The organism is Vibrio sp. 11-4(1), assembly GCF_013048625.1.
Classification (GTDB): Bacteria; Pseudomonadota; Gammaproteobacteria; order Enterobacterales; family Vibrionaceae; genus Vibrio; species Vibrio diabolicus.
The window spans coordinates 75,083-97,676 of the sequence record NZ_VHSY01000008.1 but is presented as its reverse complement, the minus strand read 5'-3'; the positions used below and the strand labels follow the sequence as shown (position 1 = coordinate 97,676).

At 45.4% G+C, this 22,594-nt stretch carries 18 protein-coding genes; 16 read left to right on the top strand and 2 right to left on the bottom strand.

The genetic code is table 11. The features are described from left to right. Positions 1 to 55 precede the first annotated feature (55 nt). Positions 56 to 2,680 carry a bifunctional uridylyltransferase/uridylyl-removing protein GlnD gene (glnD, locus tag FKN16_RS17230; RefSeq protein WP_170903201.1) on the bottom strand — a complete coding sequence of 875 codons (2,625 nt, stop codon included), beginning with the start codon at positions 2,678 to 2,680 and terminating at the stop codon, positions 56 to 58. Between the two features lie 108 nt (positions 2,681 to 2,788). Beyond that, positions 2,789 to 3,667, bottom strand: a complete 879-nt coding sequence (map, locus tag FKN16_RS17225) for a type I methionyl aminopeptidase (protein WP_005380326.1) — start codon at positions 3,665 to 3,667, stop codon at positions 2,789 to 2,791. Between the two features lie 384 nt (positions 3,668 to 4,051). Here map and rpsB point away from each other — a divergent pair, with 384 nt between their 5' ends. The 16 genes from rpsB to dnaE all read left to right on the top strand — a co-directional run bounded on the left by rpsB (position 4,052) and on the right by dnaE (position 22,569). Further along, positions 4,052 to 4,780, top strand: coding sequence for a 30S ribosomal protein S2 (rpsB, locus tag FKN16_RS17220; RefSeq protein WP_012841501.1), 729 nt, complete (start codon positions 4,052 to 4,054; stop codon positions 4,778 to 4,780). A gap of 132 nt (positions 4,781 to 4,912) precedes the next feature. Continuing rightward, on the top strand, positions 4,913 to 5,758 hold the full coding sequence (gene tsf, locus FKN16_RS17215) for a translation elongation factor Ts (RefSeq protein WP_012841502.1): 846 nt from the start codon (positions 4,913 to 4,915) through the stop codon (positions 5,756 to 5,758). A 147-nt stretch (positions 5,759 to 5,905) separates the two neighbouring features. Further along, a complete protein-coding gene (gene pyrH / locus FKN16_RS17210; RefSeq protein ID WP_005380329.1) occupies positions 5,906 to 6,631 on the top strand; it encodes a UMP kinase in 726 nt (241 codons plus the stop codon). Positions 6,632 to 6,730: 99 nt separating this feature from the next. After that, positions 6,731 to 7,288 carry a ribosome recycling factor gene (gene frr, locus FKN16_RS17205; RefSeq protein ID WP_005380330.1) on the top strand — a complete coding sequence of 186 codons (558 nt, stop codon included), beginning with the start codon at positions 6,731 to 6,733 and terminating at the stop codon, positions 7,286 to 7,288. Positions 7,289 to 7,384: 96 nt separating this feature from the next. Continuing rightward, complete coding sequence (locus tag FKN16_RS17200) at positions 7,385 to 8,140, top strand: isoprenyl transferase (protein ID WP_006741661.1); 756 nt, start codon at positions 7,385 to 7,387, stop codon at positions 8,138 to 8,140. A gap of 12 nt (positions 8,141 to 8,152) precedes the next feature. Further along, positions 8,153 to 8,995 carry a phosphatidate cytidylyltransferase gene (locus FKN16_RS17195; RefSeq protein ID WP_046875500.1) on the top strand — a complete coding sequence of 281 codons (843 nt, stop codon included), beginning with the start codon at positions 8,153 to 8,155 and terminating at the stop codon, positions 8,993 to 8,995. A gap of 50 nt (positions 8,996 to 9,045) precedes the next feature. Beyond that, entirely contained in the window at positions 9,046 to 10,251 is a 1,206-nt protein-coding gene (gene ispC / locus FKN16_RS17190) for a 1-deoxy-D-xylulose-5-phosphate reductoisomerase (RefSeq protein ID WP_170903199.1), read from the top strand. Further along, positions 10,251 to 11,609, top strand: a complete 1,359-nt coding sequence (gene rseP / locus FKN16_RS17185; RefSeq protein ID WP_124008424.1) for a sigma E protease regulator RseP — start codon at positions 10,251 to 10,253, stop codon at positions 11,607 to 11,609. The genes ispC and rseP overlap by 1 nt, the downstream gene beginning before the upstream one ends. 44 nt (positions 11,610 to 11,653) lie before the next feature. After that, complete coding sequence (gene bamA / locus FKN16_RS17180; protein WP_006741664.1) at positions 11,654 to 14,068, top strand: outer membrane protein assembly factor BamA; 2,415 nt, start codon at positions 11,654 to 11,656, stop codon at positions 14,066 to 14,068. 13 nt (positions 14,069 to 14,081) lie between these two features. Beyond that, positions 14,082 to 14,591, top strand: a complete 510-nt coding sequence (locus FKN16_RS17175; protein WP_005391804.1) for an OmpH family outer membrane protein — start codon at positions 14,082 to 14,084, stop codon at positions 14,589 to 14,591. A gap of 6 nt (positions 14,592 to 14,597) precedes the next feature. Continuing rightward, on the top strand, positions 14,598 to 15,629 hold the full coding sequence (gene lpxD, locus FKN16_RS17170; RefSeq protein ID WP_065645509.1) for a UDP-3-O-(3-hydroxymyristoyl)glucosamine N-acyltransferase: 1,032 nt from the start codon (positions 14,598 to 14,600) through the stop codon (positions 15,627 to 15,629). Between the two features lie 232 nt (positions 15,630 to 15,861). Next, the gene (gene fabZ / locus FKN16_RS17165; protein WP_005380349.1) at positions 15,862 to 16,314 is read left to right on the top strand and encodes a 3-hydroxyacyl-ACP dehydratase FabZ; all 453 of its coding nucleotides are present in this window, start codon (positions 15,862 to 15,864) and stop codon (positions 16,312 to 16,314) included. Between the two features lies 1 nt (position 16,315). After that, entirely contained in the window at positions 16,316 to 17,104 is a 789-nt protein-coding gene (gene lpxA, locus FKN16_RS17160; protein ID WP_167426314.1) for an acyl-ACP--UDP-N-acetylglucosamine O-acyltransferase, read from the top strand. Positions 17,105 to 17,223: 119 nt separating this feature from the next. Then, positions 17,224 to 18,363 (top strand): lipid-A-disaccharide synthase, encoded by a 1,140-nt coding sequence (gene lpxB, locus FKN16_RS17155; protein ID WP_170903198.1) that lies wholly within the window; start codon positions 17,224 to 17,226, stop codon positions 18,361 to 18,363. A gap of 9 nt (positions 18,364 to 18,372) precedes the next feature. Next, on the top strand, positions 18,373 to 19,008 hold the full coding sequence (gene rnhB / locus FKN16_RS17150; protein WP_170903196.1) for a ribonuclease HII: 636 nt from the start codon (positions 18,373 to 18,375) through the stop codon (positions 19,006 to 19,008). Between the two features lie 81 nt (positions 19,009 to 19,089). Next, entirely contained in the window at positions 19,090 to 22,569 is a 3,480-nt protein-coding gene (gene dnaE / locus FKN16_RS17145; protein WP_005385364.1) for a DNA polymerase III subunit alpha, read from the top strand. Positions 22,570 to 22,594 lie beyond the last annotated feature (25 nt).

The window sequence follows — 22,594 nt, the reverse complement described above, 5'->3', positions numbered from 1 at the left end:
TAACTTGTGGGCAAGATCGCTCTCGCCCTGAACCGAAAAGATTGGCAGGTTTGATCTAAGCAGCGACCTCATCAGATAACTTTTCGATCAATCTCTCTCTTAGCTCATCTTGCTGTTCTTCACTTAATCTTCCCCCTGCATCACTGGTTAAAATAAACAAGTCTTCTGCTCGCTCACCAATGGTGGTGATTTTTGCACCATGAAGGTTGATATTTAAATCAGCAAACGTACGGCCTACTTTGGCCAACAGCCCTGGTGTGTCTAGCGCGACAAACTCCATTAAAGTGTGCTTTTTACCTTTGGTTGGTAAGAAGTCGACTTTGGTTTTCACGTTAAAGTGCTGAAGTTTGTTCGGAGTACGGCGCGTTTTAATCTTGGTTGGTCGGCCCGCCTCCAGTACATGGGTGAGGTGCTTAATCACCGCGGCGTGACGAGACTCATCAATCGCTTCTCCATGTTGATCTAGAACCATAAAGGTATCAATCACATGCCCATCTTTGCTGGTCATGATTTGCGCGTCGTGTACATTAAAATTACGCCTATCTAACTCCGCCACGACCGTCGCAAATAAGGCGGGCTGATCTTTCGTGTATACAAACACCTCAGTGCCGCCGCGAGTGGCTTTTTTGCTGATCAAGACCAAAGGCTTAGTTGGATCTTCCATGCGAAGTAAGTGTTCGCAGTGCCACGCGATTTGCGTATGGGTATGACGAAGGAAATAGTCAGCTTTAAAGCGCTGCCACAATACTTCAATTTCGCGCGCGGCAAAGCCCTCTTTGCGTAGCATTGCGGAGGCCATTTGTTGATTGTGGCGAATTCGCTCACGCACATCGACAGGATTCTCTAACCCTCTACGTAAAGCACGTTGTGTGGAGTAATACAGCTCTGCCAGTAAGGTTCGTTTCCAAGCATTCCAAAGTTCTGGGTTGGTTGCACAAATATCTGCAACTGTCAGGCACACAAGATAATCGAGAGATTCTTCGTCTCTGACTTTTTTGGCAAATTCGGTAATCACATCGGGATCATAAATGTCTCGGCGCTGTGCGGTGACGGACATTAATAGATGATGCCTTACCAACCAAGCGACAAGTTTGGCCTCGGGCTTTGATAAGCCATGCTCAATACAGAAGTCGTAAGCCTCACCTTCGCCTATAACAGAGTGATCGCCGCCACGTCCTTTACCGATATCGTGGAAAATAGCGGCAATAATCAGCAGTTCTTTCTTTTGCATCCGTGGGTAGACGTCACAACAAATAGGGTGTTTCGCATGATTGTCTGGGTCACTAAAGGTATTAATGTGTTTCAGTAAGCGAATACTGTGCTCATCAACCGTGTAGGCGTGGAATAAGTCAAACTGCATTTGACCAACAATTTGGCTCCATTGCGGTAAATAGGCCGCCATAACCCCTAATCGGTGCATTAGGCTGAATGCTTTATGCAGAGCATTAGGGTGACGACATAACGCCATGAACTTTTCACGCGCAGCAGGAATGGTGTGCAAAAATTTGTTGAGTCGACGGCGCGCGGTGCGCAGCTGACGTAGTGTTGGTGGGCTCACCCCTTCAATGGTTGAGTCGTTCGCGATATGTAAGAACATATCCAGAATAGTTTCTGGGCGAGCTTGAAACAATGCGGGTTTCCGCGCTTCAATCAAAGAGCCACGACGTTGGAAGTCGGCATCGAGAATCTCGGCACTTTCTGTCGCACCACCATTAATGATCGCTTGATCAAAAAGTTTGAGTAGCATTTTATTAAGCTCTGCCACACGACGAAGTGTGCGATAGAACTCTTTCATCATCATTTCTACGCCTCGGTTGCCTTCACCGACGTAGCCTAGGTTTTCCGCAACTTGTGCTTGATGGGCAAAGGTCAAGCGGTTGTCATAGCGGCGAAGCTCCATGTGCAGAGCGAAACGCACTCGCCAAAGGAAGTCCTGACATTCAACCAATTCTCGGTATTCTGCGTCAGTTAAAAATCCGTATCGGCTCATTTCCAGCAATGACGTGGCACCAAAGTGACGTCGTGCGACCCAGCTTAATGTATGAATATCGCGCAGCCCGCCAGGGGTCGACTTAATGTCTGGTTCTAAGTTGTAGGTCGTATCGTGGTAACGGGCATGGCGTTCGCGCTGCTCTTGAATTTTCGCGCGGTAAAACGTTTCACTTGGCCAAAAGGAGTCTGATAATACGACTTTCTTCAGTGCCTGAAAGGTATCCTCGCTGCCACACAGTAGACGCGCTTCTTGAAGGTTTGTCGCGACGGTCAGATCGGCTTTACCAATTTCCGCACATTCGTTAACGGTGCGAACAGCGTGTCCGACCTCGAGTTTTAAATCCCACAACAGCGTAATGAATTCGCTGATTTTTGCTTCTAGCGCGGTCGGCAGCTTATTGTTCGACAGAATCAAAATATCGATATCGGAGAGCGGATGTAGCTCGCCACGCCCATAGCCACCCACGGCAACTAGGGAAATGTTGTAAATATCTTTGAAGCCAAAATGTTGCCACAAACGATTCAGAAGCAGATCCATGTATTCTGCCCTGGCTAAAACCAAGCTTGTTACCGGATGATGATTGAGAAACTCTTGGCTTTGATCGGAGCTAAATTTCTCTAACTCTTGTTTTAGTTCTCCGATATTGATTTGTTCATCGGAAAAGGTAAGAGGGGACTGAAGTGTCATATTTGCCATCCGTGCAAGCTAATCTAGTTACAATCTAACAAATTTGTGGCAGATAAAAAATATCCCCGCTGAAGCAGGGATATAGTAAACAACGAGTGGTCGTCAGCTTTACGCGTTTTTCATTAGGCGAGGAATCGTATCGTCGCTACGAAGCGTCAGTACTTCACAACCTTCTTTTGTTACAACAATGGTATGTTCCCATTGCGCAGAGTTCTTGCCGTCGCCTGTGTAAACGGTCCAATCGTCTTGAGCGTCAACAGAGCAACCAAATTTACCTGCGTTAATCATCGGCTCAATAGTAAAGCACATGCCTTCTTTTAGTACGCGGCGGTCTTTGTTCTTGTAATGAACCACTTGTGGTTCTTCATGGAACTCATCGCCGATACCGTGGCCACAGAAGTCTTTCACAATAGAAAACTTGTTGCGAGGATTGTTCTTGTTGTTCTCTTTGATGTACTTCTCGATAGCTGTGCCGATGTCACCAACCGTTGAACCTGGCTTTACGGTACGCATACCAACATACAGTGCTTCTTGAGCAACCATGCATAGACGTTTGTTTGCAGGTGAAACATCACCGACTAGGAACATCTTAGAAGTGTCACCATGGTAACCTTGAGGACGCACGCTCAGATCCGCATTTTCGTCATTTGGAACGATTACGGTAATATCAACGTTTAAGATGTCGCCATCTTTTAGTACCGCTGGCTTCATTTGACCGTTGCTACCGATTTCGTCTTTTTCTGCTGGAATACCGTGGCATACGATATGGTTGATTGAAGTACAAATCGACTTAGGGAAACCATGGTAATCAAGCGGAGCAGAGTATGCGCCTTTTTCTAGAGCGTACTCATGACAGATTTTGTTCAACTCTTCTGTCGTCACACCAACTTTGATGTGTGGTTCGATCATTTCTAGAATCTCTGCGGCCAGCTTGCCCGCAATGCGCATGCGTTCTATTTCTTCAGCAGTTTTAATCTTGATTGACATTGGCTTTCTCTACTTATTCCTAAGCACGTAAACGTGCGAATGGCCGCATTCTATCAGACATCGGGGCGTTAACCCAAGTTAGATAGGAATATGCATCATTCTTAATTCGATCGTATGTTTAAAGTTTTGCTTATAAATAGGAGAAAGTGGCACGGTGAAGAAATAATTTTTACTAGCCACAGTGAGCTAAAATATGGTATAAAGCGCGCCGGAATAGAGGACTGTTCTCTTCGTTTAGCAAAGCTAAGCGGCGAAGCAAGCTTCATCCGAATAACCTTTTATCTTTAAATCACACACATTCCGTCACATATTCCGGGGTGCTGAGCAGAAGCTTGGTCGGAGTTATGGGGAATGTGGAGGCCTAACCCCATAGAGGAATTTAAAATGGCAACTGTATCAATGCGCGATATGCTAAAAGCTGGTGTTCACTTCGGTCACCAGACTCGTTACTGGAACCCAAAAATGAAGCCATTCATCTTTGGCGCTCGTAACAAAGTTCATATCATCAACCTAGAAAAAACTGTACCAATGTTCAACGACGCTCTAGCTGAACTAGCTAAAGTTGGCGAGAAGAAAGGTAAAGTTCTATTCGTAGGTACTAAGCGCGCTGCATCTGAAGCTGTTAAAGAAGCTGCAATCGCAAGCAACCAGTTTTACGTAAACAACCGCTGGTTAGGCGGTATGCTTACAAACTACAAAACAGTTCGTCAGTCTATCAAGCGTCTAAAAGATCTAGAGACTCAATCTCAAGACGGTACTTTTGACAAACTAACTAAGAAAGAAGCTCTAATGCGTACTCGCGAAATGGAGAAGCTAGAGAAATCTCTTGGTGGTATCAAAGACATGGGCGGCCTACCAGACGCTCTATTCGTAATCGACGCTGATCACGAACACATTGCAATTAAAGAAGCTAACAACCTAGGTATTCCAGTATACGCTGTGGTAGATACTAACTCTAACCCAGACGGCGTTGACTACGTAATCCCAGGTAACGACGACGCGATCCGCGCTGTACAGCTATACCTGAACGCTGCTGCTTCAGCAGTGTCTGAAGGTCGTAACAAAGACGTAGCTGCAGTTGCTGAAAAAGACGGTTTCGTAGAAGCTGAATAATAGCGGCTCTGTGTCACACTTGGTCTATGTGAAACCTTTGTGTAGCATAAACTAAGTTATAGTTAGCAATGGGGGCCGACAATGTTAGGCCCCTGTTTTTTACCTTATTTCGAATCAAACGAGGAATACAGAATGGCAACTGTAACTGCTGCTCTAGTTAAAGAACTTCGCGAGCGTACTGGCGCTGGCATGATGGAATGTAAGAAAGCGCTTGTAGAAGCAAACGCTGACATCGAACTAGCAATTGAAAACATGCGTAAATCTGGCGCAGCGAAAGCAGCTAAGAAAGCTGGTAACGTTGCAGCTGAAGGCGCAATCATCATCAAAGAAGAAAACGGCGTTGCTGTTCTTCTTGAAGTTAACTGCCAAACTGACTTCGTTGCTAAAGACGGTAACTTCACTGCATTCGCAGAAGAAGTTGCAGCTGCAGCTCTAGCTTCAAAAGCGACTGTTGAAGAGCTACAAGCACAATTCGAAGACGCACGTGTAGCTCTTGTAGCTAAAATCGGTGAAAACATCACTATCCGTCGCGTAGAATACGTTCAAGGTACTGCAATTGCTTCTTACCGTCACGGTGAGAAAATCGGTGTTGTTGTTGCTGGTGAAGGCGACGCAGAAACTCTTAAGCACGTTGCAATGCACGTTGCTGCTTCTAAGCCTGAGTTCGTTAACCCAGAAGACGTACCAGCTGACGTAGTAGAAAAAGAGAAAGCGGTTCAAGTTGAAATCGCAATGAACGAAGGCAAGCCTGCTGAAATCGCTGAGAAGATGGTTGTTGGCCGCATGAAGAAATTCACTGGCGAGATCTCTCTAACAGGTCAAGCTTTCATCATGGAACCTAAGAAAACTGTAGGTGAAATGCTGAAAGAAAAAGGCGCTTCAGTTTCTACATTCGTTCGCCTAGAAGTAGGTGAAGGTATCGAGAAGAAAGAAGAAATGAGCTTCGCTGAAGAAGTTGCTGCAGCTCAAAAAGGTTAATCCTTAGAGACTGTATAAAGATTAGACCGTAGCCTTGGCTGCGGTCTTTTTATGAGCAGTGAACGATTAGCCGTGATGAATAGCCATAACTGAATTTGTGTCTATTCATGACTGTTAATCAACAACTCTCTTTGGAAGGTAAACTCCATGACTACGAACCCTAAACCAGCGTATCAACGTATTCTATTAAAACTGAGTGGTGAAGCTCTTCAAGGTGAAGACGGTTTTGGTATTGATCCTGCGGTCCTTGATCGCATGGCACAAGAAGTTAAAGAACTGGTTGAACTGGGTGTTCAGGTTGGTGTAGTTATCGGTGGCGGTAACTTGTTCCGTGGTGCAGGCCTTGCTGAAGCTGGTATGAACCGCGTAGTTGGTGACCACATGGGTATGCTTGCTACAGTAATGAATGGCCTAGCGATGCGCGATGCTCTTCACCGTGCATACGTGAATGCGCGCGTTATGTCTGCCATTCCTCTAAAAGGCGTATGTGACGACTATAATTGGGCTGATGCGATCCGTGAGCTTCGCCAAGGCCGTGTTGTCATCTTCTCTGCTGGTACGGGTAACCCGTTCTTTACAACGGATTCTGCTGCTTGCCTACGTGGTATTGAAATCGAAGCGGATGTTGTACTAAAAGCGACAAAAGTTGATGGTGTATTTACTGCTGACCCTGTAGCAAACCCAGACGCAGAGCTGTATGATAAGCTATCTTACGCAGAAGTTCTGGATAAAGAGCTGAAAGTGATGGACTTGGCGGCGTTTACGCTAGCTCGTGACCACAAAATGCCAATCCGCGTATTTAACATGAACAAGCCAGGCGCACTACGTCGCGTGGTTATGGGCGAAGCAGAAGGCACGCTAATCAACGAATAAGCTTGTCCCAAGGTGCCACCCAAAGCGTTAGGGTGGCGTTTGCTTTGCTCAACCGTTTTAGGCTTTCTTCAGGAAAGATGACATTTTTAAGGTGAAACTGTGATTAACGAAATCAAAAAAGACGCGCAAGAGCGCATGGATAAAAGCGTTGAAGCGCTTAAGAACAACCTTTCTAAAATTCGTACAGGTCGTGCACACCCAAGCCTACTATCTGGTATTTCTGTAGAATACTACGGTGCAGCAACACCTCTAAACCAAGTAGCAAACGTTATTGCTGAAGATGCGCGTACACTTGCAATCACGGTTTTCGATAAAGAGCTGACGCCGAAAGTAGAAAAAGCGATCATGACGTCTGACCTTGGTCTAAACCCTATGTCAGCTGGCACTATCATCCGCGTTCCACTTCCACCGCTAACGGAAGAACGTCGTAAAGACCTAGTTAAGATCGTTCGTGGTGAAGCTGAAGGTGGTCGTGTTGCTGTTCGTAACATCCGTCGTGACGCAAACAACGATCTAAAAGCGCTTCTAAAAGATAAAGAAATCTCTGAAGATGAAGATCGTAAAGCACAAGACGAAATTCAAAAACTAACTGACGTTGCAGTTAAGAAGATCGATGAAGTTCTTGCTGCAAAAGAAAAAGAGTTGATGGAAGTTTAATACTCCCACACACATCACTGTTGGAAAACGCTGTGCTCACAGCTCAGCGTTTTTTTATGTTAGTCTATCCAACTGATGGAACTCAATTAACTCCCTATGCAAAATTCTCAAGCCTTCTCTGATTCCCTTCCTAAGCATATTGCCATCATTATGGACGGTAATGGCCGTTGGGCTAAGTCCAAAGGAAAACCTCGCGTATTTGGTCACAAAAAAGGCGTTAATGCCGTTCGTAAGACCGTGGCTGCTGCTTCAAAGCTTGGCATTAAAGCCATGACGCTATTTGCTTTTAGTAGTGAAAACTGGCGTCGTCCGGAGGAAGAAGTGGGTCTTTTGATGGAACTGTTTATCACGGTCCTGTCTAGTGAAGTAAAAAAACTACACAAAAATAATTTACGGTTGCGCGTGATCGGTGATACCAGTCGATTTAGTGAGCGTCTACAAAAGAAGATTGTAGAAGCTGAAAATCTAACGGCAGGTAACACGGGGATGGTGATAAACATTGCAGCCAATTATGGCGGTAAGTGGGACATCACAGAAGCGGCCAAAACGTTAGCGTTAAAAGCACGTAACGGTGAGATTCGTGTAGAGGATATCAATGAGCAGCTAATCACTGAGCATTTGACCATGGCAGACTTACCTGAAGTAGATCTTTTGATTCGTACCAGTGGAGAGTGTCGCATCAGCAACTTTATGTTGTGGCAAATGGCTTATGCAGAAATGTACTTTACACCCGAGTATTGGCCGGAATTCGACGAAGACAGCTTAGTTGAAGCTGTAACTTGGTTTATCAATCGAGAACGTCGTTTTGGCTGTACAGGTGAACAAATAAAGGCATTGATGGCAGCTCAATAAGGACTAGTTAGTTTGAAACAGAGAATAATAACAGCACTAATCTTAGCTCCCCTGGTTATTTTAGGCATTTTTAAATTACCCCTAATGGGCTTTATTGCCGCTTTAACTGCAATTACCCTATTAGGTTTTTGGGAGTGGACTCAATTTACAGGAAGCAACTCTCGCTTTGCTGCCCTCGTTCCGGCAGTCATTGTTACCGGACTTAGTTTTCTATATATTTCGCCTGACGCACATAGCCTCAACCATTTAGCAACGCCTCATTATGTTGTGCTGGGCCTTGGTTTTGTTTGGTGGATTATTGCTAGCTTAATGGCGATTACTTATCCCAAAACGACGAAATCTTGGCAAAATAATTTTGTTTTACGCCATGTGTTTGGTTTTCTGACATTAATTCCATTCCTTTGGAGTGTAGTTATTCTTAGAGCTCATGACATTACGGTAGATCCATACCACGGAGCAAAGCTCGTGTTATACGTTTGTTTCTTGGTATGGGCTGCAGATAGCGGTGCTTACTTTGCAGGCAAAAGCTTAGGCAAACGTAAAATGGCGCCACATGTCAGTCCGAATAAAACCATTGAAGGGCTTATTGGCGGCATTATCACGGCATTGATCGTGGCGTGGGCATTTGCTGATTGGTTTGATATTCAGTTCACCAGTCCTGTCCATATGGTGTTGATTACGTTGGTTACTGTTGTTATATCAGTGCTCGGCGATCTGGTGGAAAGTATGTTCAAGCGTGTCTCAGGCATTAAAGACAGCAGCAACATTATCCCAGGACATGGCGGTGTGCTCGATCGTATTGACAGCCTAACCGCAGCATTCCCAGTTTTTGCTCTTCTTTACTACGTATTCTAATTTATCAGGAGCGGCATTGTCGCTCCTGAGCTTTCTAACGGTCTTACAACATGCAAAAGTTAACGATTCTTGGTGCTACTGGATCCATTGGTGCAAGCACGCTTAAAGTGGTCGAACAAAACCCAGAGCTGTTTTCTGTCGTTGCCTTAGCGGCAAGCACCAACGTTGAAAAGATGATCGGGCTATGTCGTCAGTGGCAACCTAAATACGCGGTCATGGCGGACAAAGCCGCAGCGATTCAACTCCAATCTGAGTTACATTTGGTTTCGCCAAACACCGAAGTATTAGGTGGTGTGGATGCTCTATGCCATATTGCTTCATTGGACGAAGTTGACAGTGTGATGGCTGCTATTGTCGGAGCGGCTGGTCTACTGCCTACCATGGCTGCTGTGAAAGCTGGTAAGCGAGTATTGTTGGCAAATAAAGAAGCACTGGTCATGTCAGGCCAGTTATTTATTGATGCCGTAGAAGAGTTTGGTGCGGAGCTACTTCCCGTCGATAGTGAACACAATGCTATTTTCCAATGCTTACCACAGCAAGTACAAACCAATTTAGGTCGTTGTAATTTACAAGAACATGGCATTTCTCATATTTTGCTGACTGGTTCTGGTGGTCCTTTCCGTTACACTGATATCGCAGAACTGGAAAAGGTGACTCCTGAACAGGCGATCGCCCATCCGAACTGGTCGATGGGACCAAAGATTTCCGTTGACTCAGCCACGATGATGAACAAAGGCTTGGAGTATATCGAAGCTAAATGGTTGTTTAATGCGGCTCGCGAGCAGCTAAAGGTTATTATTCATCCGCAGTCTGTTATTCATTCAATGGTTCAATACCGCGATGGTTCGGTTTTGGCACAAATGGGTGAGCCGGATATGGCGACTCCTATTGCACTGACTATGTCATACCCATCAAGAGTTGAAGCTGGGGTTAAGCCACTAGACTTCACGAAAATTGGCGAATTGACGTTTTTGCAACCTGATTTTGCTCGTTACCCATGTTTAAAACTAGCAATTGACGCTTGTTATGAAGGTCAACATGCAACAACGGCACTGAATGCAGCGAATGAAGTCGCTGTTGATGCATTTTTAAATAACAGCCTAGGTTTTACGGATATCGCTCGCATCAATGAGTCTGTGTTGAATAAAATCAATGCAAGCTGCAAAGCTGAGAATGCGAATAGCTTGGAAAGCTTGTTAGAGCTAGATAGAATGGCACGAACTATTGCCCTAGAAACCATACGCGAGCGTAGCTGATGACTGGTATATTGTGGAATCTCATTTCTTTTATCGTCGCACTGGGCATTCTTGTCGCTGTGCACGAGTTTGGGCACTTTTGGGTTGCTCGCCGTTGCGGCGTGAAAGTTGAAAAGTTTTCAATCGGTTTCGGCAAGTCTATCTGGAGTAAGGTAGGCAAAGACGGAACGGAGTACAGCATCTCAATGATCCCTCTCGGCGGCTATGTAAAAATGGTTGATAGCCGTGTCGATGAGGTGCCAGAACATGAGAAGCACTTAGCGTTTGATAAGAAGCCGCTATGGAAGCGAACCTCTATTGTTGCGGCAGGCCCTATCTTTAACTTCCTTTTCGCAATTTTCGCCTATTGGCTCGTATTTCTTATTGGTATCCCAGCAGTTAAGCCAGTAATTGGTGAAGTTACGCCCAATTCGATCGTCGCAGAAGCCGGAATTGAATCAGGAATGGAACTTAAATCGATATCTGGTATCAAAACTCCGGATTGGGAATCGGTAAATATGGGATTGATTTCTCATATTGGCGATGATTTGATGACAGTAACACTGACGTCAGCGAATGAAGTTGGTTCAGAAGTAACGAAAACGCTCGATCTGCGCGAATGGGAGTTCGACCCTGAAACTCAGTCTGCGATGCAGTCCTTAGGTTTTGCGCCGTATACACCGGAGGTGTATCGCGTTATCGAACAGGTTTCGCAAGGTGGAGCGGCGGAAAAAGCAGGTGTGCTTCCAGGTGATGAGATTGTCGCTATTGGTGAACAACGCGTCACGGAGTGGAAGCAGGTTGTTGAAGCGGTTCGCTCTAATCCTGATACACCGATTGAATTAACGGTATTGCGTCAGGGCTATGAGCAAACATTAACGCTGACGCCTGGTAGCCGTGAGCTAGCTAACAAAGAAGTCGTTGGTTTTGCAGGTATTGCACCTAAAGTCGCAGAATGGCCAGAAAGTTATCGCTTCGACCTTCAGTTTGGTGTATTCGAGTCAGTAGGTAAGGCGGTAGACAAAACCGGCCAAGTCATTGGCTTGACAATCAGCATGCTTAAGAAACTGATTGTTGGTGACGTTGGTCTGAATAATCTGAGTGGTCCAATATCAATAGCCAAAGGCGCAGGTGCGACGGCTGATTATGGCTTGGTCTACTTTTTAGGTTTTCTCGCTCTAATTAGTGTTAACCTAGGTATTATTAATCTCGTTCCTTTACCAATGTTGGATGGCGGTCATTTGTTGTTTTTTGCAATTGAAGCAGTCATTCGACGTCCCGTTCCTGAGAGAGTGCAGGAAATGGGCTTTAGAATTGGTGGTGCGATCATCTTCTCGCTCATGGCGTTAGCGCTATTTAATGATTTTACTCGTCTGTGATAGTTCAGAGACAAAAGCAGTAGCAAGGAATAATTAGAACAAGTATGGCGATTAAGCGAATTCTATTTGCAAGTTTACTGGCGACCAGTGTATCTGCAAATGGAGCAGAGAACTTCGTAGTTCAAGATATTGAAATCGATGGATTGCAGCGTGTAGCACTGGGTGCTGCGTTGTTGAAAATGCCTGTACGTGTCGGTGATACCATTGGCCAAGGCGATGTTGCAGAGATTATCCGTGCACTGTATGCATCTGGTAACTTTGAAGATGTGAAAGTGTTACGTGACGGCGGCGTTCTGATGGTTCAAGTCAAAGAGCGTCCTACTATTGCCAGCATCTCATTTTCTGGTAACAAAGCAATCAAGGACGAGCAGCTACAGGAAAACCTGAACGCATCTGGCGTTCGTGAAGGTGAAGCGCTTGACCGCACCACGCTAAGCAACATTGAAAAAGGCTTAGAAGACTTTTATTACAGCGTAGGTAAATACAACGCCACAGTAAAAGCGGTGGTGACTCCACTGCCACGTAATCGTTCTGACCTAAAGTTTGTCTTTACTGAAGGCGTGTCGGCAAAAATTCAGCAAATCAATTTTATCGGCAATGAAGTTTTCAGCGATGAGGACCTTCTTTCTCGTTTTAACTTGAATGTTGATGTGCCGTGGTGGAATTTCCTGTCTGACGAAAAGTACCAAAAACAAGTGCTTGCAGGTGATATTGAAGCGCTCAAATCATTCTATCTGGACCGCGGTTACTTAAAATTTAACGTTGATTCGACACAAGTTGCAATCTCTCCTGACAAGAAAGGGGTATACATTACTCTTGGCTTAGAAGAGGGAGAGGTTTATACCGTCAAGGACGTAAAGTTCCGTGGTGATTTGATTGGTGAGGAAGCGACGTTCGAACGACTTGTACCATTTGAAGACAATGAGACGTACAACGGCTCGTTGGTCACTTCAATGGAAGAGGGTATTAAACGTGTGCTTGGTGAGTCCGGCTACGCTTATCCTCAAGTGAATACCATTCCTGAGTTTGACGATGAGAATCAAGAAGTATCTTTGGTCGTTAACGTCGATCCAGGTAACCGAATTTACGTTCGTGATATCCGCTTCACGGGTAACAACTCAACCAAAGATGAAGTCCTTCGTCGTGAAATGCGTCAGATGGAAGGCAGTTGGTTAAACTCGAAATCGATTGAAACGGGTAAAACTCGTCTAAACCGTTTGGGCTACTTTGAAAATGTTGAAGTACAGACGGTTCGAGTTCCTGGTAGTGATGATCAAGTTGACCTAGTTTACTCTGTCAAAGAAGCGAACTCTGGTAGCGTTAACTTCGGTGTTGGCTACGGTACAGAATCGGGTGTGAGCTTCCAGGTTGGCCTGCAACAAGATAACTTTATTGGTAGCGGTAACCGTGTTGGTATCAACGCGATGATGAATGACTACCAGAAAAACATCAGTCTAGATTACCGAGACCCGTACTGGAACTTAGACGGTGTTAGCTTAGGTGGTAAGGTCTTCTACAACGAATTTGAAGCGAAAGAAGCTAATATCGTTGACTATACCAACGAAAGCTATGGTGCGAGCTTAACGTGGGGCTTCCCATTCGATGAGCTGAACCGTTTTGAATTCGGTGTCGGTTATACGCACAACAAGATCGGTAACTTATCGCCTTACTTGCAGGTAGAGCAGTTCTTACGAGCACAAGCAGACAACATTGATTCTAGTGGAGCGTTGAACACGAACGACTTCGATTTCAATATCTCTTGGACACGTAATAACTTAAACCGTGGCTACTTCCCTACGGCAGGTAACCATCAGCGTGCATTCTATAAAATGACCGTACCTGGCTCTGACGTTCAATACTTCAAAATGCAGTACGATGTTCGTCAGTATGTGCCATTGACTAAAAAGCACGAGTTTACCCTCTTGTTCCGTGGCCGCTTAGGTTACGGTAATGGTTACGGTCAAACAGATGGTAACGATAACTTGTTCCCATTCTACGAAAACTACTACGCAGGTGGCTTTACATCGCTTCGTGGCTTTGGCTCAAACTCTGTTGGTCCTAAAGCGGTTTACCGTGATACATCTGGTTCAAACAATGGCGCAGATACAGCAACAGATGACTCTGTTGGTGGTAACGCCGTAGCGCTAGCAAGTGTTGAGTTGATTGTCCCAACACCATTTGCATCAGAAGAAGTACAAAACCAAATTCGTACCAGTATCTTCTTTGATATGGCAAGTGTTTGGGATACGGAGTTTGACTACCGCGATTCAGGTGCGGAATATGGTGACCGTTACTACTACGATTACTCAGATCCAACCAACTACCGCTCTTCTTACGGTGCGGCGTTGCAGTGGATGTCTCCAATGGGGCCACTAGTATTCTCACTAGCGAAACCAATTAAGAAATTTGATGGCGATGATGAAGAGTTCTTCACATTCACTATCGGTAGAACTTTCTAAAGAGGAAAATATTTTGAATAAAATGATCAAAGCGGCTGGGATTGGCCTTCTTGTACTGAGCTCTTCAATGTTTGCAAATGCGGCAGAAGCTGCACAGAAAATTGCTTACGTAAATACAGCTCAAGTTTTTCAAGCTCTTCCTCAACGTGAAGTTGTACTACAAAAAATGCAGAAAGACTTCAAAAGCAAAGCTGATGAACTGAAGTCAATCCAAGCACAAGCTAAAACAAAGATTGAGAAGCTACAACGTGACGGCGAGCTTTTGGGTCAAGACGAAGTTGAAAAGCTACGTATCGATATCGCGAAGCTAGACAGCGAGTACAAAGTGAAAGCACAAGCACTTGAAAAAGCAAGTGCGCGTCGTGAAGCTGAAGAAAAAGCGAAGCTTTTCAAAACGATTCAAGATGCAGTTAAGAAAGTCGCAGACAAAAATGGTTACGATCTTGTGATTGATATCTCTGCTTTACAGTACGGCAAGCCAGAATACAATATCTCTGAAGACGTAATTAAAGCTCTAAAATAAGAAGTTATGAAGACATTAACATTAGCCGAATTGGCGACAATTACCGGGGGTGAGCTGTTTGGTGACGAGTCTCTCGTTGTAAGCCGTGTTGCCCCAATGGATAAAGCACAAGAAGGTGATGTAACCTTCTTGTCTAACCCAAAATACGCAAAACACCTTTCTGAGTGCCAAGCTACCGTTGTTATGGTAAAGGCTGAGCATAAAGAGCAATGCGTTGGAAACGCGCTAGTGGTTTCGGACCCTTATGTCGCATTTGCTCGTGTGGTCCAAGCGATGGATACCACACCAAAACCGGCAGACGATATTGCACCAAGTGCTGTGATTGCCGCTGACGTTAAGATGGGTGAGAACGTTACAATCGGCGCTAACGCCGTGATTGAAACGGGCGTGGAACTCGGCGACAACGTAAGCGTTGGCGCTGGTTGTTTTATCGGTAAGAACGCCAAGCTAGGGAATAACACCAAGCTTTGGGCTAATGTCACTATCTATCATGAAGTGTCATTGGGTGATGACTGTCTTGTTCAATCGGGCACCGTCATTGGCTCTGATGGCTTCGGTTATGCGAATGACAAAGGCGAGTGGATTAAAATTCCTCAGCTTGGTTCAGTGCGTATCGGTAACCGCGTTGAGATTGGTGCTTGTACTACGATTGACCGCGGTGCACTCGAAGATACTATCATTGAAGACAATGTCATTCTGGATAACCAACTTCAAATCGCGCACAACGTGCAGATCGGATATGGTACCGTGATGCCTGGTGGTACTATTGTCGCGGGCAGTACAAAAATTGGTAAGTACTGCCAGATTGGCGGCGCGTCTGTTCTGAATGGCCATATCACTATCGCAGATGGTGTGGCGATTACAGGTATGGGCATGGTAATGCGCAGTATCGAAGAAAAAGGCCTTTACTCATCAGGTATTCCACTACAAACGAACAGAGAGTGGCGTAAAACTGCAACTCGAGTTCACCGTATTGATGAGATGAATAAGCGCCTGAAAGCGGTTGAAAAACAGCTGGAACAGAAAGAAGAAATTTAGAACAAGTTATCTTTCGCTCTGTATTTAACGTGAAAGCTAACAGGCTCTAGTTCCATATTCTGTACGAAGACTCGCGAAATGCGGGTCTTTTTCTTCTATAATGACGCGCTCTAAGTAGATTTAACTCCAAGATGGTGCGTATTTTGCTAGTATATTGCAAAGCGATTCGGCTTTACGACCTGTTGCCACGTTTGCCATCTTGGCGGCAAAAAATTGATATAGGAAGACGACTTTGACTACTGAAAAGAAAACGATGAACATCTCTGAAATTCAAGAGCTACTACCTCATCGCTACCCATTCTTATTGATCGACCGAGTGATAGACTTCCAAGAAGAGAAGTACCTTCACGCGATTAAAAACGTGTCGGTTAACGAACCTCAGTTCACAGGTCACTTTCCTCAACTACCAGTATTCCCAGGTGTTTTGATTTTAGAAGCAATGGCTCAGGCAACAGGCTTACTTGCATTTAAATCATTTGGTGCACCAACAGAAAATGAACTGTACTACTTTGCAAGCGTAGACGGCGCGAAATTCCGTAAACCAGTGGTTCCGGGCGACCAATTGGTTATTGAGGTAGAATTTCTGAAAGAACGTCGCGGCATTGCTGCATTTAGCGGTGTGGCAAAAGTTGACGGCGAAGTGGTATGTTCTGCAGAACTGAAGTGTGCTCGTCGAGAGTTTTAATATGATTCATGAAACCGCTAAAATCCACCCGGCAGCGGTGGTAGAAGAGGGCGCCAAAATTGGTGCTAACGTAACAGTAGGTCCTTTTACGTACATCACCTCTACGGTTGAAATTGGTGAAGGCACAGAAGTGATGTCTCACGTTGTGATCAAAGGTCACACGACTATTGGCAAAGATAACCGTATTTTCCCGCATGCTGTCATTGGCGAAGAAAACCAAGACAAAAAATACGGTGGTGAAGACACAACTGTGGTTATCGGTGATCGTAACGTCATTCGTGAAGCGGTCCAAGTTCACCGCGGCACAGTGCAGGACAAAGCAACCACGATCATTGGTGATGATAACTTATTGTGTGTGAATGCACACGTTGCGCATGATGTTGTTATTGGTAACCACACTCATATCGGTAATAACTCGATTCTTGGTGGTCACGTTACTGTTGATGATTATGCTGGTGTGATGGCACTGTCTGCGATTCACCCGTTTTGTACAGTGGGCGCTTACGCGTACATTGGCGGCTGCTCAGCAGTGGTGCAAGATGTCCCAGCTTACGTACTCGCGCAAGGTAACCACGCAACACCTTTCGGCTTGAACCTTGTTGGCTTGAAGCGTAATGGCTTTGAGAAACCAGAGATTCGTGCGCTGCAAAAAGCGTATAAAGAAATCTACCGTTCAGGTAAGACTCTAGAAGAAGTGAAGCCTATTCTAGCTGAAATGGCTCAAGATTGGCCGGCTGTGAAGCGTTTCTCAGATATTCTGGAAACGACGGAACGTGGCATTATTCGTTAATTGGCGAATGAACCAATAAATAAAAAGATCGTGACCGAATTTGAGGTTACGATCTTTTTGTGTTTTATGGATAAGGCAAACCGTTATCCATAGCGCGCAGGAAAAATAGCGAAGTAGATATGGAAAGACCATTACGTATTGGCATCATTGCCGGAGAATTGTCTGGCGATACGCTAGGTGAAGGCTTTATCAAAGCAGTAAAGCAGCAATATCCAGACGCAGAGTTCGTAGGCATTGGCGGTCCGAAAATGATAGCCCAAGGTTGCGAGTCTCTGTTTGATATGGAAGAGCTTGCGGTGATGGGGTTAGTCGAGGTTTTAGGTCGCTTACCGAGACTTCTTAAAGTGAAAGCTGAGCTCGTTCAGTATTTTACTCAGAATCCGCCTGATGTTTTCATCGGGATCGATGCTCCTGACTTCAACTTACGTCTGGAACTTGACCTCAAGCAAGCGGGCATTAAAACCGTTCATTACGTGAGTCCGTCTGTTTGGGCTTGGCGTCAGAAGCGAATCTTTAAAATAGAAGCGGCAACGAACTTGGTGCTAGCATTTCTTCCGTTTGAGAAAGCGTTCTACGACAAATTTAATGTACCTTGCGAGTTCATTGGTCATACCTTGGCTGATTCCATCCCACTTGAATCAGAACAAGCGCCTGCACGTGAGTTGCTTGGTTTAGAACAAGATAAAAAGTGGCTTGCTGTCCTGCCAGGCAGTCGTGGTAGCGAGTTAAAAATGCTCTCTGAGCCATTTATTGAAACCTGCAAGTTACTCCATAAAAAATTTCCAGAACTGGGGTTTGTTGTCGCACTTGTTAATCAAAAACGCCGTGAGCAGTTTGAACAAGCATGGAAAGCGCTCGCACCAGAGTTGGACTTCAAGTTAGTTGATGACACCGCACGTAACGTCATCACCGCATCCGATGCAGTGATGCTGGCCTCTGGTACCGTAGCGTTGGAGTGTATGCTTCTCAAGCGTCCAATGGTGGTGGGTTATCGTGTGAATGCATTTACCGCTTTCTTAGCTAAACGTCTATTGAAAACGAAGTATGTGTCATTGCCGAATATCTTGGCGGATGATGAGCTTGTCAAAGAATATCTACAAGATGAGTGCACACCAGACAACTTGTTTACTGAGGTTTCTCGTTTATTGGAAAGCGATAATAAACCGATGTTAGATAAGTTTACGGAAATGCATCATTGGATCCGTAAAGATGCGGATCAACAAGCCGCAAACGCGGTTCTAAAACTGATTGAAAAATAGAGATTTATCATGGCTGTTAAACCAAAAGCGACCAAAACCAAAATTGAACTCCCTCCGTTTGAATATCCGCAAGGTTATCAGCTTGTGGCCGGAGTCGACGAGGTAGGACGTGGCCCTTTGGTGGGAGACGTCGTCACCGCTGCGGTTATCCTTGATCCTAACAATCCTATTGAAGGTTTGAACGATTCGAAAAAATTGACCGAAAAGAAACGCATGGCGCTGCTTCCTGAAATCAAAGAAAAAGCATTGGCGTGGGCGGTCGGGCGTTGTTCTCCTGAAGAAATCGATCAACTGAATATTTTACAGGCGACTATGGTTGCGATGCAGCGTGCAGTGGCGGGGTTAAAGGTTCAACCTGATTTGGTGTTGATTGATGGTAACCGTTGTCCAGAGCTGCCAATGGATGCTCAAGCTGTAGTAAAAGGCGATCTACGCGTTGCCGAAATAAGTGCGGCTTCCATTATTGCCAAAGTCGTGCGTGACCAAGAGATGGAAGAGTTGGATAAACTTCATCCACAATTTGGCTTCGCCAAGCACAAAGGTTATCCAACTAAAGCGCACTTTGAAGCGATTGAGCAACACGGAGTGATCAGTGAACACCGAAAGAGTTTCAAGCCAGTAAAAAAAGCTTTAGGCATAGAATAATCAAACGATCTAATTGGTGTTATAAACCCAACCTCTTTAGGTTAGAATCCCCAACAAAATAGAGTTACACGGTACCTGTTAATGTCAGATCCCAAATTCATCCACCTGCGTGTTCATAGTGACTTCTCGATGGTGGATGGCCTCAACAAAGTTCCGCCAATCGTAAAGAAAGTTGCTGAACTCGGCATGCCCGCAATGGCGTTGACCGACTTTACCAACCTATGTGGTTTGGTGAAGTTTTACGGTACGGCACATGGCAGTGGTGTTAAACCGATCATCGGTGCTGACTTTAAAATGCAGTCGGACGAGTTTGGTGAAGAGCTGACACAAGTGACTTTGCTTGCGGCGGATAATGTGGGTTATAAGAACCTGACGTTATTGATATCAAAAGCGTACTTACGCGGACATGTTCAACACCATCCAGTGATTGATAAAGCCTGGTTGGCAGAAATGTCTGAAGGCTTGATTGTATTATCCGGCGGTAAAAGCGGGGAAATTGGTCGCGGCCTTTTGAAAGGCAACCGTCAAATAGTGCAAGGGTGTGTTGATTTTTATAAACAGCATTTTCCAGATCGCTTTTATCTTGAGTTACTTCGTACCGGTCGTCCAGATGAAGAAACTTATCTTCACTTTGCAGTTGAATTGGCAGAGCAGCAAGACTTGCCAGTAGTGGCGACCAATGAAGTTGTATTCCTGAGTCCAGACCTATTTGATGCTCATGAAATACGCGTAGCGATTCACGATGGTTACACATTAGAAGATCCGCGTAGGCCAAAAAACTACAGTCCGCAGCAATATCTTCGTACAGAAGAAGAAATGTGCGAGCTGTTTGCTGATATTCCTGAAGCGTTAGAAAACAGTGTCGAGATAGCGAAGCGTTGTAACGTGACTGTGCGCTTAGGGGAGTACTTCCTACCAGCCTTCCCAACTGAAGGGATGAAAGAGACTGAGTTCTTAGTCATGAAATCCCGAGAGGGCTTGGAAGAGCGTTTAGAGTTCCTATTTCCAGATGAGGAAGAGAGGAAACGTCGTCGCCCTGAATATGATGAACGTCTTCAGATAGAGCTAGATGTTATCAACCAAATGGGATTCCCTGGTTACTTCTTGATCGTAATGGAGTTCATCCAGTGGTCAAAAGATAATGGAATTCCTGTAGGTCCTGGACGTGGTTCAGGTGCCGGCTCTTTGGTGGCTTACGCACTAAAAATCACCGATCTGGATCCACTAGAATACGACTTGCTGTTCGAACGTTTCTTGAACCCAGAACGTGTTTCGATGCCCGATTTCGACGTCGACTTCTGTATGGATAAACGTGACCAAGTTATTGACCACGTTGCGGAAATGTACGGTCGTGACGCGGTGTCTCAGATCATCACGTTTGGTACCATGGCGGCAAAAGCGGTAATCCGTGACGTTGGCCGCGTATTGGGTCATCCATTTGGTTTTGTTGATCGTATTTCAAAGCTGATCCCGCCCGATCCAGGCATGACGCTAGATAAGGCGTTTAAAGCTGAACCTGCACTACCTGAATTGTATGAGGCCGACGAGGAAGTTAAAGAACTCATCGACATGTGTCATATTTTGGAAGGTTGTACGCGAAACGCCGGTAAACACGCTGGTGGCGTTGTAATTTCACCTACAACAATTACCGATTTTGCGCCAATTTATGCAGACGCTGAAGGTCACTTTCCGGTTACTCAATTTGATAAAAACGATGTTGAGACCGCTGGCCTAGTTAAGTTTGACTTCTTGGGTTTACGTACCTTAACCATTATTGACTGGGCGTTAGGGCTGATTAACCCACGTCTAGAGCGAGAAGGTAAAGAACCGGTTCAAATTGAATCCATACCGTTAGAAGATCCTGCCTCTTTCCGTTTGTTGCAAAACTCTGAAACGACAGCAGTATTCCAGCTTGAATCTCGGGGCATGAAAGAGCTGATCAAACGACTTCAACCAGACTGTTTCGAAGACATTATCGCATTGGTAGCACTCTTCCGTCCGGGTCCTTTGCAATCGGGCATGGTAGATAACTTTATCGACCGTAAACATGGTCGAGAAGCGATCTCTTATCCAGATGAAAAGTGGCAACACGAGTCGCTAAAAGAGACGCTTGATCCAACCTACGGCATCATCCTGTACCAAGAGCAGGTAATGCAGATTGCGCAGATCTTAGCGGGTTACACGCTAGGTGGTGCGGACATGCTCCGTCGTGCAATGGGTAAGAAAAAGCCAGAAGAGATGGCAAAACAACGTGCTATCTTTGAAGAAGGTGCGATAAAGAACGGTATCGATGGCGAGTTGGCGATGAAAATCTTCGACTTGGTAGAGAAGTTCGCAGGTTATGGTTTTAACAAATCGCACTCTGCTGCTTATGCATTGGTTTCTTATCAGACTCTTTGGCTGAAAACCCATTATCCTGCCGAATTTATGGCCGCGGTAATGACAGCTGATATGGATAACACGGAAAAAGTCGTTGGCTTGGTCGATGAGTGTTTCCGTATGAAGCTCACCGTGCTGCCACCAGACATCAACTCTGGCCTATATCGCTTTAATGTTGATGAAAATGGCGCAATTGTTTACGGTATTGGTGCGATAAAAGGGGTAGGTGAAGGTCCTATCGATGCGATTCTTGAGGCGAGAAATAAAGGTGGTCACTTTAAAGACCTATTTGATTTCTGTGCTCGAGTTGATCTAAAACGCGTCAATAAACGAGTGATAGAGAAGCTGATTTACGCGGGCGCGTTGGATCGACTGGGCCCACACCGTGCGGCGATGATGGCGTCACTCAATGATGCGGTAAAAGCAGCAAGTCAACATCACCAAGCTGAGGCGTTTGGTCAAACGGATATGTTTGGTGTGTTAACGGATGCGCCTGAAGAAGTAGAGCATAAGTATACGCAGGTTCCGCCTTGGCCAGAAAAAGTGTGGTTAGAGGGCGAGCGTGATACCCTAGGTCTATATTTGACAGGGCACCCAATTAACGCCTACGTAAAGGAACTAAACAAATACACCAGTTGTCGACTAAAAGACGCAACGCCCACTCGCCGCGATCAATCTGTCACGGTAGCCGGCCTGGTTATTGCCGCTCGTGTAATGACGACCAAGCGTGGTACACGAATTGGTATTATGACACTGGATGACCGAAGTGGTCGTATGGAAGTGATGTTGTTCTCCGATGCGCTGGATCGATATGCTGAACTTCTCGAAAAAGACAGAATTTTGGTCGTTTCTGGACAGGTCAGCTTTGATGACTTCAACGGTGGCCTTAAAATGTCGGCGCGTGAAGTTATGGATCTCGGCAGTGCGCGCGAGAAATACGCTCGTGGTTTGTCGGTATCGATAGATGCAAATCAGATCAACGATCAGTTTTTTGAGCAGTTCAGCCGTATTTTAGAACCGCACAAAGCCGGAACCGTACCCGTCAATGTATACTACCAGCGTGCCGACGCCAGAGCGCGGTTAACATTGGGCACCGAGTGGCGAGTAACGCCAAGTGATACATTACTCGATGATTTAAAACAGTTGCTTGGCAAAAGCCAGGTAGAACTCGAATTTAACTAAAAATTCAGCGCAATATGTTAGACGC

Excerpts from the sequence above, each read along its gene's own strand:
- bamA (WP_006741664.1), top strand. The coding sequence starts at position 11,654 with ATGGCGATTAAGCGAATTCTATTTGCAAGTTTACTGGCGACCAGTGTA.
- glnD (WP_170903201.1), bottom strand. The coding sequence starts at position 2,680 with ATGACACTTCAGTCCCCTCTTACCTTTTCCGATGAACAAATCAATATC.
- tsf (WP_012841502.1), top strand. The coding sequence starts at position 4,913 with ATGGCAACTGTAACTGCTGCTCTAGTTAAAGAACTTCGCGAGCGTACT.
- lpxA (WP_167426314.1), top strand. The coding sequence starts at position 16,316 with ATGATTCATGAAACCGCTAAAATCCACCCGGCAGCGGTGGTAGAAGAG.
- rpsB (WP_012841501.1), top strand. The coding sequence starts at position 4,052 with ATGGCAACTGTATCAATGCGCGATATGCTAAAAGCTGGTGTTCACTTC.
- rnhB (WP_170903196.1), top strand. The coding sequence starts at position 18,373 with ATGGCTGTTAAACCAAAAGCGACCAAAACCAAAATTGAACTCCCTCCG.
- map (WP_005380326.1), bottom strand. The coding sequence starts at position 3,667 with ATGTCAATCAAGATTAAAACTGCTGAAGAAATAGAACGCATGCGCATT.
- pyrH (WP_005380329.1), top strand. The coding sequence starts at position 5,906 with ATGACTACGAACCCTAAACCAGCGTATCAACGTATTCTATTAAAACTG.
- dnaE (WP_005385364.1), top strand. The coding sequence starts at position 19,090 with ATGTCAGATCCCAAATTCATCCACCTGCGTGTTCATAGTGACTTCTCG.
- ispC (WP_170903199.1), top strand. The coding sequence starts at position 9,046 with ATGCAAAAGTTAACGATTCTTGGTGCTACTGGATCCATTGGTGCAAGC.
- lpxB (WP_170903198.1), top strand. The coding sequence starts at position 17,224 with ATGGAAAGACCATTACGTATTGGCATCATTGCCGGAGAATTGTCTGGC.
- lpxD (WP_065645509.1), top strand. The coding sequence starts at position 14,598 with ATGAAGACATTAACATTAGCCGAATTGGCGACAATTACCGGGGGTGAG.
- FKN16_RS17200 (WP_006741661.1), top strand. The coding sequence starts at position 7,385 with ATGCAAAATTCTCAAGCCTTCTCTGATTCCCTTCCTAAGCATATTGCC.
- rseP (WP_124008424.1), top strand. The coding sequence starts at position 10,251 with ATGACTGGTATATTGTGGAATCTCATTTCTTTTATCGTCGCACTGGGC.